The organism is Paenibacillus antibioticophila (assembly GCF_000455265.1).
Lineage (GTDB): Bacteria > Bacillota > Bacilli > Paenibacillales > Paenibacillaceae > Fontibacillus > Fontibacillus antibioticophila.
The window spans coordinates 519995-530884 of sequence record NZ_HG005139.1; the positions used below are offsets into that span (position 1 = coordinate 519995).

Consider the following 10890-nt stretch of genomic DNA (forward strand, 5'->3'; position numbering starts at 1 on the left):
CTACTACAGGGCTGTAATTAATTCTCCTGGCCTAGAATAAACTTCTCGATCACATGCTTCACGCCATCCTCGTTGTTGCTCAAGGTGACATAATCCGCAATTTCCTTCAACGCCGGAATCGCATTGCCCATTGCTACACCCAGACCTGCAGCCTCAAGCATCTCGTGGTCATTCCAGGAATCACCGATAGCAATACAATCTGAAGGCGAGCAGCCGAAATGGGCGGCGAGGAACTTCAGCGCATGGCCCTTAGTGCCTTCGTGATGCATGATTTCCAGGAAGTTCGGCTTCGATTTGGTGATATGCACCTGGTCGCCCAACAATTCACGCAGCTTTGGTCCGAGTTCGTCCAGAAAAGCAGGCTCATCGATGATGAGCATCTTAGGCGTAGGCTGGTCGACCAGCTTTTTGAAGTCGGGTTCCACATAATAAGGAGTCCGGTTCAGAGCGGTATATTCCTTAATCTTGTCATTATCTTCTCTTGAGTACAGTTTATCATCAATGTAAGTCTGCAAATGCAGATTATGCCGGATGCAATACTCGAACAGCTTTGTTGCCGCTTCGACGGGGACATAGCGTTCATACAACACTTCCTCGTCCAGCAGGTTTTTCACAAGGGCGCCTTGATAAGTAATGATCGGCACATTCAGTCCGGTCTGGCGCGCAATAGCTTGTGCTGATGCGTAGGCGCGCCCGGTTGCAAGCGTCACGACGACGTCTTGAGCGATTGCCTGCTCCAGTGCTTGTTGCGTGGCGGGAGTAACTTCCTTTTCATCATTAATCAGGGTGTCGTCGATGTCGATGGCAATTAACTTGTACAATACGTCTCTCTCCTTTATCTCTAACTTACAGACTGTCTCTATTGTACCTTAAGGTTCGGAGATTTCAATTCCGACAGGAGCATTCCTGCTAAAATACATCCGCACCCCACAATCGCTGCCATGCCCAAAATTTCTCCACCGAAGAGGACGCCGGTAATTGCCGCAAAGACGGGCTCCATGGCAAATATTACGGCAACCCGGGCAGGACTCGTATATTTCTGGCAAGAGGTCTGGATCCAGAAGGCAAAAGCGCTGGTTGGACCGATCGAAATGCAGAGAGCCCATAGCACCTCTGATTTCCATAGCAAAGGAATAACTTGCTCCAGGCTTCCGACCTGTTCGGTGAACGCGGAGCCAAGCAAGCTGAGAATGCCGACAACAGCCATTTGCAGAGCCGTTAAAGGCAAGGCCGGATATTTTGGGGCAAATACACCGGTATAGGCGACATGAAGCGCAAAGGCGATTGCACATAGAAAGACCAGCAAATCCCCACGGTTCATCGTATATCCGGATTCTGCAAAAGCAAGCAAATACAATCCGATTGCAGCAAGTACAATACTGCCAAGCGTAAAACGCGTGATAGGTGTCTTTAATAGCAGCAATGAAAATAGCGGGACCAACACAACCGATAGCCCGGTAATAAAGCCGGTGTTGGACGTGGTGGTATACAAGAGCCCAACCGTTTGAAAGCCGTATCCGAGGAAGAGCAATCCTCCCAGAATGACAGCATGTCCGACCATCGGCCAAGATAGCTTTCTTAATTCGGAGCGGTAGAATATGCCGATAATCAGAAGGAGAAGGAGCGCAGCTCCAATAAACCGGATTCCGTTAAAGGCAAGCGGCGGGAGTACGCGGACGGCATGCTGCACGATCAGGAAGGTACAGCCCCACATCAAAGCAACCAACAGAAGGCCGGCATCAGCAATTCGGGATCGTTTCAATTAGTGGGCCTCCTTTTGAACACAAGTGATCAAATTGTACATTGCTGCAGAAAAATTGACAAGGACGGAATACAGTTATGTAGGACTTGAGCAGCCAGAACGGCAAACCATGCATAACTAGAGGATTGAATAGGACAAGCAAAACGAGTAGCACGAATAGAACAAGAGAACATGAAAACAAGAGAACAAGAAAGCATGAAAACAAGAGAACAAGAAAACAAGAAAACAAGAAAACAAGAGAACAAGAGAACAAGAGAACAAGAGAACAAGAGAACAAGAGAACAAGAGAACAAGAGAACAAGAGAACAAGAGAACAAGTAGCTACCCAGTGCTACTGTGTCGCTACTAGCCGAATAAATTAGGAGCCGGTACGGCGATTATAGCGCAGAATCTCATCAAAATTGCTGACGTGGGCGCTCGTGCGGCGAAATAAATGCCAAAAGGCACTAAAATTCCTTGCTGGGGCCAAGCTGAGCATATTTTAGTGCCAAAAGGCATTAAAATTCGTTGCAATGGCCGGACTGGGCATTATTTTAGTGCCAAAAGGCATTAAAATTTTCAGGCGTAGGGCTCATGCGGTGAAATAAGTGCCAAAAGGCATTAAAATTGCATTGTCATCGAAAAGGCATAGAGAGGCGGGCGGGCCTCCTATGCCTATGAGCGGATGAAGAAGTTGGCGGCGAATTTCATTGCGGGATACTATGAATTGCTTGATTTGGATTCATGCCCAAGGGAAGGGGAGGGGCTGACTAATCCAGATCGATATCCTCAATGTTCGTAAAATTGACTCTCACCCTGACGTTTTCTCCGTTTCTGCGGATGCGGAGAACGAGATAGTCCTCTCTGACAGCGACAATGACGCCTTCCAGGTCGTTTCCGTTAAAGCGATCGATATCTACCCGTCTTCCGATCCATGCCCTGGCTTGTCGGCGAAGCCGCTCAATTCTACGATTCATAGAATCTGCTCACCCTCTTTCTCTTCAGGAATAGTACATCCTATGAAAAGATGAACCAGTCTGATAGAGATAAAAGGGGAGGGATATAAAAATATGCCAGTTTACTATAAATCCGTACAAGCGAACAGCCCGGAGGCAGGGAATGCTTTCCGGGCTGTGGATATCGGTTCGCAGGAAGAGACGGGCTGTAAAATTATTAATCTTCCAGGAATACCAGGCCGATGAAGTCTTCTTTTTCCAAGTTGCCAAAATAATGCTTCACGTCCACATCCTCTAATGCAGAGCGAACATCATGCTCCTCATAACGAAGCCCGCGGAGCTTGTCCTCAATATCTGTGACATCGCCGACGCCAAAAAAGTCACCATAGATTTTGATTCCTTGAATATAGCCGTCCTTAATATTCATACGGAGGTCGATAATGCCGACAGGGAATTTCTTCGCGTGCTTGACATTGCTTTCCGGTGAAAGCCCGTAGTTCCAATCCCAGTTCTTGTAGCGATCCCGGGAAATCTCGTGAATTTTGTTCCAATCCTCTTCCTTAAGCTTGTATTGCGGAACGTCCTTCGGCTCCATGCCGAAGATATGACGGAGCAGCTCGCTGCGGAATTCCTCGATCGTCATGTCTTTGTCCATGAAGCTGAGAATGTTGGCGACACGGCTGCGTACGGATTTTGTGCTCTTGGATTTGAATTTCTCCGGATTGGCATGAAGAGAAGCCTGCACATCATCCAGGTTGAGGTTGAACATTAAAGTACCGTGGCTGAACATCCGTCCTCTGGTCGAAAATTGAGCGTTGCCGGAAATCTTCTGCTCGCCGACCTGCAGATCATTGCGTCCGCTTAATTCGGCATTTACGCCAAGGGACCGCAGCGCTTCTACCACAGGCTCGGTAAACTTGCGGAAGTTATGGAAGGACTGGCCGTCATCCTTGGTGATGAAGCTGAAGTTCAGATTGCCGAGGTCATGATAGACTGCACCGCCACCGGACAGCCGGCGAACGACCTGAATGTCGTTCTCCTTGACGTATTCCTGATTAATTTCTTCGATCGTATTCTGATGCTTGCCGATGATAATTGAAGGCGCATTAATATAGAACAACAGATAACTGTCGTCCTCCAGCGGAAGGTGTCTCAGCGCATATTCCTCAATCGCCAGGTTTACGGAAGCATCGGTAATGCCTTGATTGTCGATAAACAGCATGAAAGTAATCCCCCTTGTCCAATAAAATATTTGCTTGTCTATATGCTCTCTCTATTGTAAACCAATTTTCGGCAAAAAAAAGCGCGGATTTGAATTCAACAACTCATAGCCTGCGGGGTTAATTTTCTGATCGGGGTATGGTAGACTTCACCTGAATGGCTGGAGATTTGGTTCGTGAATAAAGGGTTGCAGATTTGAATCGTAAGTATTGAATGAAGGACTCGGCAGTTCTTCAAGAGAGGTGAAGAGAATGTTGGAACTATACGGACATGGCGGGGATATACATACGGCTTCAGCAAAATTTGGACTCGCACCGGAGCGCTTTCTCGATTTCAGCGCCAACATTAATCCGTTAGGACCACCCCCAGGCGTGCTGGACATGCTGGGTCAAGCCCTGCCATCAATTACCGCTTACCCAGACCCCGGGCATCGGGGGCTTGTGTCAAGGTTATCCGAAATGCTTGGCGTGGAGCCGGACTGTCTGGTGATCGGCAATGGTGCAGCCGAGAATATGGCGCTGGCTTTGCTGGCATTTGCCCCTGTAAAGGTGGGAGTTATTGAACCGTGCTTCTCGGAATATGCTCGGCTTGCTGCGAAATTCGGGGCTGAGGTCATAGCTGTATTTGGGAAAGAAGAGCGGGACTTCAAGGCAAGCCCTGATCAGATCATCGAGCTGATCTCCCGCTGCGGGCTCATATTCATCGGCCAGCCGAATAACCCGAACGGGGTTCAGTATGGTCTGCAGGAATTGAAGAGCTTTGCCGAAGCGGGGGAGCGCTACAATACCGTTATTGTGATGGATGAAGCGTTTATTGACTTTATTCCCGTGGAACGGAGACAGTCCTTGGAGAAAGAGCTGATGGCCTACCGGAATCTGATTCTGATCCGCTCGATGACCAAATTCTATGCCATTCCCGGGCTGCGGCTCGGATATGCGATTGCTCATCCCGACCGAGCCGCTGCTATGCGGAACAAGCAGGTAACCTGGAGCGTCAACGGCCTTGCACTGTTCGCCGGAGAGGCTTGTCTGTCCGCTAACGGAATTTACGGCAGGGACACCATAGCTATGATCACGGAACAGAGAGCCCGTTTGCGTGAAGGACTTGCGGAGCTGGGCTGCCGGACCTGGCCTGGGGAGGCGAACTTCCTGCTTGTGAGATTGCCGGAGCGCTGGACGGCTGCAGCGATGCAGGAACGACTGGGGGGACGCGGAATTCTTGTGCGCAGCTGCGCCATGTATCCGGGCCTCGGTCCCGGGGATATCCGGATTGCTGTGAAGAGCCCGGCAGCCTGTGACAGATTATTGCACGAGCTTGGGGATGTATTGGAAAGAGGGGACAGCTGATGGCAACGCCATTTTTGTTTACGGGCAATGAAGGAATTTATGAATCCGAGAGCTGGGCGGGATTAAAGCTGATCCGGGGAGAACGCCATATCCTGCTGGAGGCGCCTGCTGGTCTGGACGGCATTAGCAGCGCGGTATACGGGGGAGGAATGCGGCGTGTGGAGCGGATGATCAATATCTATGTGGACCGTTTCTACCGCTGTGACAACCCGGAGCGGGATATTGCAGAAAGCTTGAAGCAGTGGGGAATTCCCACGGATCATACGGCAGGGCTGCTGACTGCCGTTCAACTGCGGCATGCGTCTGTACAGGAGGAGCAATGCGCGGACTATTCCGTGCTATGCTGCGCTACGGCGGGCGTATCCAATGCCGCAAGAGCAGGGAGCCGGCGAACGACGTTCCGGGCGGATTGGACGCCGGGAACGATTAATGTGATGCTGGCGGTGGACGGACGCATGACCCAGGCCGCGATGGTCAATGCGGTGATGACGGCGACGGAGGCGAAGGCCGCCGCCCTGCACGATCTCGGCGTGTGCGATGCCGAGAATGGCCTTTCGGCCACCGGCACAACGACCGATGCCGTCGTCCTCGGCGTAAGCCAGCGCCCGGATTGGGCGCTGCTGCACAGCTACGCCGGCACGGCAACGGATCTGGGCGGCACGGTTGGCCGCCTGGTGTACGCCGCCGTGAGCGAGTCGCTGCGTGCCGCAGCGGCGGAGCGGGCATGACGGCGGCGTGGTGGGTGCTGCCGGTCGCGTATGCGCTGGACCGGCTGCTGGGTGACCCGCGCTGGCTTCCTCATCCCGTGGTCGGGATGGGGAAGGCGATCTCGCGGGTCGAGGCGGCGCTGCGCCGCCTGTTCGCGCCCCGGGCCTTGCGGGGCGCTGGGGTGCTGCTGCCGCTGACGGTGGTCGGCGGCAGCTATGGGTTGACCTGGGCGCTGCTATGGCTGCTGGCCCAGGTCAACCCGTGGCTGGCGGCGCTCGGAGAGGCCGCGCTGATCTGGACCACCATCGCGGCCAAGGGGCTCCGCGATGCAGGCATGGCCGTGTGCGCCCCGTTGCTCCGCGGTGATCTGCCTGCCGCGCGGCAGGCGCTCAGCATGATTGTGGGCCGCGACACGGACCATCTGGATGCGCCGGAGATTACGCGCGGCGCAGTGGAGACCGTAGCCGAGAACATTGTGGATGCCGTCGTGTCGCCGCTGTTTTTCGCGTTGATCGGAGGCGCACCGCTTGCGATGGCCTATCGAGCGGTCAATACGCTGGACTCTATGGTCGGCTATAAGAACGAACGGTACAAGGAGCTCGGCTGGGCTTCCGCGCGTCTGGATGATGCGGCCAATTACATCCCTGCGCGATTAACGGCTCTTATGCTTGTCGCGGCAGCGGCCTGTCTGCGCCTGAAGGCGCGGGAGGCCTGGAGGGCGGTACGGCGTGATGCATCCAAGCATCCCAGCCCGAACAGCGGCTACCCGGAGTCCGCTGTGGCTGGCGCCTTGGGGATCCGGCTGGGCGGCGAGAACAGCTATGGGGGACAGACTTCGTTCAGGGCTTATATGGGAGAGAAGCGCAGAGAGCTTGAGCCTCATGATATTCCCAAGACCGGAGCATTACTGATGGCTGTCTCCGGAGCCTTTGTGGTGATCGCTGCAGCCCTGCAATTTATGCTATCCTGGGCCGGTGTGGCGTGGTAGTTCGCTTTTATCCCTAGATCCAGTCCGTAAATGGAGGTGCTGAAGCATATGGAATGGTGGTTTATCCGTCATGGATATACGGAGTGGAACCGTAGTCGGCGCTATCAGGGGCACAGTGATCTTAAGCTGCTGTCCGGTGAAGAGGCAGCGCTTGCGCAGCTCCCGGCTAAATTAGCGGGGATCCAATTCAGCAAGGTTTATTGCAGCGATTTGCTGCGCTGCCGCGAGACGCTGGCCCGCATTCGTCCTGATCTGGCTTCGGTTGCGTATTATGATGCCCGAATCCGCGAGTTGAATTTTGGAGCCTGGGAAGGGAAAACCTATGAGGAATTGAGGGGTTACAAGGCTTACCGGGAATGGATTGATGATCCGGCCTCGCAGGTGCCGCCTGGAGGGGAGTCTTGGGGACAATTTGAGTCCAGAGTTGCGGAATTCTACAGTGAGCTTTGGAAGAATACATCTGATCTCTTTCTGAATGAAGAGAATGCTTCCTTGCCTGCGCCTGTCCTGATCGTTACTCATGGAGGCGTAATTTCGCTGCTTGCAGGAAGACTGGCCGGCGGCCGTAACTTTCATGATCCTGACTTCAAGATCGCTCCGGGCGAGATTTTGCGGTTGAAGAGCATGCCGGATGGTGAGGCGGTTCTTTTGCCAACGTAAAATTGACACGAAAAGGTCACAGCTAACCCTTCTCACAAATTGACTAGAACATACGTTCGTATTAAAATGAGAACAAAAGGGAGGCTGTGATGATGGATGTTTATGACAAGCTGACCATCTTGAGCGATTCGGCCAAATATGATGTGTCTTGTTCCTCCAGCGGGGTCGAGCGGGGAAATACGCCAGGCGGTACCGGTAATACGGCGGGGTGCGGCATTTGCCACAGCTTCGCAGCGGATGGACGTTGCATTTCTCTGCTTAAGGTGTTAATGAGCAATAGCTGTATTTATGACTGTAAATATTGCGTCAATCGGCGCTCCAATGATACGAGACGGGCCATGTTTACGCCGGAAGAGCTTGCCGATCTGACGATGAATTTTTATCGCCGCAATTATATTGAGGGTTTGTTCCTCAGCTCCGGTATTATGCGGAACCCTGATTATACGACCGAGCAATTGATTAAGGTGCTGGAGCTGCTGCGGTACACCCATCGCTTTAACGGCTATATCCACGTGAAGGCCATTCCCGGAGCGGCCCCTGAGCTGATCACCCGCTTAGGATTGCTGGCTGACCGGATGAGCGTCAATATCGAGCTTCCTACACAGGACAGCTTGCGTCTTCTTGCGCCTGACAAATCCAAAGAATCGATTCTGAAGCCGATGTCGGCAATTCGTCAAGGCATTCAGGAGAATAGCTCCGATTTGGTGAAATACCGCCATGCGCCGCGCTTTGTTCCCGGCGGGCAAAGCACCCAGATGATTGTCGGAGCAACGCCTGACAGTGATTTGAGGATCATCACGCTCACCGAATCCTTATACAAGAAGTTTCAGTTGAAAAGGGTTTATTTCTCGGCGTATACGCCTGTCATGGAAGATTCGCTGCTGCCTGCACTGGACAGCAAGCCGCCGTTATTACGCGAGCATCGTCTGTATCAGGCGGACTGGCTGCTGCGGTTCTACGGCTTTGAAGCGAAGGAACTGCTGGATGAAGGGGCGCCGAATTTCAATCCGTTCATGGACCCGAAGTGCAACTGGGCGATGAATCATATCGATCAATTTCCGGTTGAAGTGAATACGGCTCCTTATGACAAGCTGGTTCGAGTACCGGGCATCGGAATCCGCAGTGCAAAGCGGATCGTTACAGCCAGAAAGGCAGGACGAATCGACTTCCATGGCTTGAAGAAGCTGGGCGTTGTCCTAAAGCGCGCGCAATACTTCATCACCTGCTCGGGCCGGCGGCTGGAAGGCTTGAAGGTCAATGAGAGCACCATTCTTCGATCGCTGATCTCCAAGCGGGAATACAGCATGTATTTGCCGAGCCCGCAAGTCGAGCAGTTATCCTTGTTCAGTGATGAGGAGCTTGCTGGCGGGGCGGGCAAGGAAGTGTTGTTGCCGTGAGCTGGACAACTGGAGTGTCGTATATCTATGACGGCACCTTTGACGGGTTGCTGACTTGCGTCTTCGAGAGCTATGAACGCAAGGAAGAGCTGGCCGATATTAGCTCTGCGGAGGAGCCGCAGGCTGTTCTGTTTGCCCCGCGGACAGTGGCGACGTGTCAGGCAAAGGCGGAACGGGTCTACAACTCCATTGCGCGCAATATTTCTCCGCAAGCTCAGGATTTGATTCGCTGCGGCTTTCTTACTTGTGCCCCTCAGAAGGAGCTGCTGATTTACCGCTTCTTGCGGATCGGCTTCCGCGTTGGGGGACGAGTGATGCAAATGCTGACCGAGCCCTCGATCCATCAGTTGAACAAGGCTGTGCGTCATTTGAAGACGGAAAGCCATGCTTTTATGGGGTTTGTTCGCTTCTCGATCCATGATGATGTGCTGGTAGCGGTGATTGAGCCGAAAAATCGGGTGCTTCCCTTGATTGCAGGGCACTTCTGCCAGCGTTTTGCAGGCGATACCTTTTTGATTTATGATAAGAATCATGGCGAGGCCTTGATGTATCGCCATGATGCGCGGCCAGAAGAGAGACTGATGATGCTGAATGCGGACGAAATTTCCATACCGGAGGCTGACGAGAAAGAAGAGGGCTATCGGCGGTTATGGAAGCGATTCTATGATACGGTTGCCATTCAAGAACGTATCAATCACCGCGCTCGTTTATCCCATATGCCCAAGCGGTATTGGGCCCATTTGACGGAAATGCAAGAGGAATGAATCTAATGAAGAGCAGCTTTGAAATAACGGATTATGAATTGGGAGAGCATTGGCGTACGGGAGTCTGCATCTATCCCTATGCTTGTCATGAGAGCGAGCGCGATCTATGCAGGCTGGAACTGTCGTCTTTATTTGAAGCAGGTGCAAATCGTACGCTGTTTAGCAGCAGGTTCGAAGCTCGAAGCGGATCGAGGAATTACATTCAGAGTCTCAAGAGAATTGACCCGGATCGGAGCCCGTTTATATCCATGCGGGTCGATATCGGGATGCAGACCCCAACCTTTGAAGAGCTGCTGGAGCAAGCAGGACATCTTACGCTGAACGGGCGCAGCTTCAAGATCATGTATCTGAAATGCGGAGAAATGCGAAGCTATGAGGAACAGCGGGAAATGGAACGCCTTGTTGGCCGGAGAATACGGGGTAAGGCTGAAATGAAGTCGCCTGATCTATTGTTTGGATTGCTTGCTTCTGAAGAGGGATGGCAGCTGGGAATATGCCGGCAAGGGCTTCGCCCTTGGCTTTCTCATAAGCATAAGCCAAGCAATTATTCAACGGGTCTGTCCGCTACCGTCGCCCGCTCTTTAGTCAATATCGCAGTGCCAGAACTGGAGGGAATCAAGGTGATTGATCCCTGCTGCGGGATGGGCAATGTCATGATCGAGGCCTTATCGATGGGAATTGATATTGTAGGTGTAGATATAAATCCGCTTGCCGTACAAGGTGCGCGGAGAAATCTCAGCTTTTTCGGCTATGACCCTGCTGCTTTGGTGAAGCTTGGGGATATGAACGAAGTGCGTGAACACTATGACGCTGCGATTCTGGATATGCCTTACAATTTATGCTCTGTCCTGCCGGAGGGCGATAAGTTGAGGATGCTGACCCGCTTGGGGCAGATCAGTTCAAGAGCTGTAATTGTAACTACGGAGGAGATCGCAGGGTTGCTCCCTGGATGCGGCTTGCATGCTGTTGATCATGCATCCCTCGACAAGGGGAGCTTCAGAAGACATATCTGGCTATGTGAGGGGAAATGAGTTATTAATTCTGATTCCAGCCGATTATAAGCCCATAAACATAACTTTTCATGTTATGTTTATGGGCTTATTTGTTTG

At 52.4% G+C, this 10890-nt stretch carries 12 protein-coding genes; 8 read left to right on the forward strand and 4 right to left on the reverse strand.

Annotated features, from left to right (window positions below; genetic code table 11):
* Positions 1 to 17 precede the first annotated feature (17 nt).
* Positions 18 to 821, reverse strand: a complete 804-nt coding sequence (locus TX85_RS02230; protein ID WP_044477518.1) for a Cof-type HAD-IIB family hydrolase — start codon at positions 819 to 821, stop codon at positions 18 to 20.
* A 38-nt stretch (positions 822 to 859) separates the two neighbouring features.
* Positions 860 to 1762, reverse strand: coding sequence for a DMT family transporter (locus TX85_RS02235; protein ID WP_044477519.1), 903 nt, complete (start codon positions 1760 to 1762; stop codon positions 860 to 862).
* 171 nt (positions 1763 to 1933) lie between these two features.
* Here TX85_RS02235 and TX85_RS26670 point away from each other — a divergent pair, with 171 nt between their 5' ends.
* Positions 1934 to 2083: a hypothetical protein gene (locus tag TX85_RS26670; RefSeq protein WP_158297291.1), complete on the forward strand. Its 150-nt coding sequence runs from the start codon at positions 1934 to 1936 to the stop codon at positions 2081 to 2083.
* Between the two features lie 428 nt (positions 2084 to 2511).
* Here the strand turns inward: TX85_RS26670 and TX85_RS02240 are convergent, their stop codons facing one another.
* Complete coding sequence (locus tag TX85_RS02240; protein ID WP_044477520.1) at positions 2512 to 2718, reverse strand: hypothetical protein; 207 nt, start codon at positions 2716 to 2718, stop codon at positions 2512 to 2514.
* 196 nt (positions 2719 to 2914) lie between these two features.
* Complete coding sequence (locus TX85_RS02245; RefSeq protein ID WP_044477521.1) at positions 2915 to 3919, reverse strand: lipoate--protein ligase; 1005 nt, start codon at positions 3917 to 3919, stop codon at positions 2915 to 2917.
* Positions 3920 to 4169: 250 nt separating this feature from the next.
* Between TX85_RS02245 and TX85_RS02250 the strand changes: the two genes are divergently transcribed.
* From TX85_RS02250 to TX85_RS02280, 7 genes are all read left to right on the forward strand, one after another.
* Positions 4170 to 5264, forward strand: coding sequence for a pyridoxal phosphate-dependent aminotransferase (locus TX85_RS02250; protein ID WP_044477522.1), 1095 nt, complete (start codon positions 4170 to 4172; stop codon positions 5262 to 5264).
* Complete coding sequence (locus TX85_RS02255; protein ID WP_044477523.1) at positions 5264 to 5992, forward strand: adenosylcobinamide amidohydrolase; 729 nt, start codon at positions 5264 to 5266, stop codon at positions 5990 to 5992. The genes TX85_RS02250 and TX85_RS02255 overlap by 1 nt, the downstream gene beginning before the upstream one ends.
* Positions 5989 to 6960 carry an adenosylcobinamide-phosphate synthase CbiB gene (gene cbiB / locus TX85_RS02260; protein ID WP_044477524.1) on the forward strand — a complete coding sequence of 324 codons (972 nt, stop codon included), beginning with the start codon at positions 5989 to 5991 and terminating at the stop codon, positions 6958 to 6960. Before TX85_RS02255 ends, cbiB begins: the two co-directional genes overlap by 4 nt.
* 48 nt (positions 6961 to 7008) lie before the next feature.
* Complete coding sequence (locus TX85_RS02265; protein ID WP_158297292.1) at positions 7009 to 7620, forward strand: histidine phosphatase family protein; 612 nt, start codon at positions 7009 to 7011, stop codon at positions 7618 to 7620.
* A gap of 92 nt (positions 7621 to 7712) precedes the next feature.
* Positions 7713 to 9017 carry a putative DNA modification/repair radical SAM protein gene (locus tag TX85_RS02270; protein WP_044477526.1) on the forward strand — a complete coding sequence of 435 codons (1305 nt, stop codon included), beginning with the start codon at positions 7713 to 7715 and terminating at the stop codon, positions 9015 to 9017.
* Positions 9014 to 9781, forward strand: coding sequence for a TIGR03915 family putative DNA repair protein (locus tag TX85_RS02275; RefSeq protein WP_044477527.1), 768 nt, complete (start codon positions 9014 to 9016; stop codon positions 9779 to 9781). Before TX85_RS02270 ends, TX85_RS02275 begins: the two co-directional genes overlap by 4 nt.
* Before the next feature lie 5 nt (positions 9782 to 9786).
* Positions 9787 to 10812 carry a TRM11 family SAM-dependent methyltransferase gene (locus TX85_RS02280; protein ID WP_049894759.1) on the forward strand — a complete coding sequence of 342 codons (1026 nt, stop codon included), beginning with the start codon at positions 9787 to 9789 and terminating at the stop codon, positions 10810 to 10812.
* The last annotated feature ends 78 nt before the right edge of the window (positions 10813 to 10890 follow it).

Excerpts from the sequence above, each read along its gene's own strand:
- TX85_RS02270 (WP_044477526.1), top strand. The coding sequence starts at position 7,713 with ATGGATGTTTATGACAAGCTGACCATCTTGAGCGATTCGGCCAAATAT.
- TX85_RS02265 (WP_158297292.1), top strand. The coding sequence starts at position 7,009 with ATGGAATGGTGGTTTATCCGTCATGGATATACGGAGTGGAACCGTAGT.
- TX85_RS02280 (WP_049894759.1), top strand. The coding sequence starts at position 9,787 with ATGAAGAGCAGCTTTGAAATAACGGATTATGAATTGGGAGAGCATTGG.
- TX85_RS02250 (WP_044477522.1), top strand. The coding sequence starts at position 4,170 with ATGTTGGAACTATACGGACATGGCGGGGATATACATACGGCTTCAGCA.
- TX85_RS26670 (WP_158297291.1), top strand. The coding sequence starts at position 1,934 with ATGAAAACAAGAGAACAAGAAAGCATGAAAACAAGAGAACAAGAAAAC.
- TX85_RS02245 (WP_044477521.1), bottom strand. The coding sequence starts at position 3,919 with ATGCTGTTTATCGACAATCAAGGCATTACCGATGCTTCCGTAAACCTG.
- TX85_RS02240 (WP_044477520.1), bottom strand. The coding sequence starts at position 2,718 with ATGAATCGTAGAATTGAGCGGCTTCGCCGACAAGCCAGGGCATGGATC.
- cbiB (WP_044477524.1), top strand. The coding sequence starts at position 5,989 with ATGACGGCGGCGTGGTGGGTGCTGCCGGTCGCGTATGCGCTGGACCGG.
- TX85_RS02255 (WP_044477523.1), top strand. The coding sequence starts at position 5,264 with ATGGCAACGCCATTTTTGTTTACGGGCAATGAAGGAATTTATGAATCC.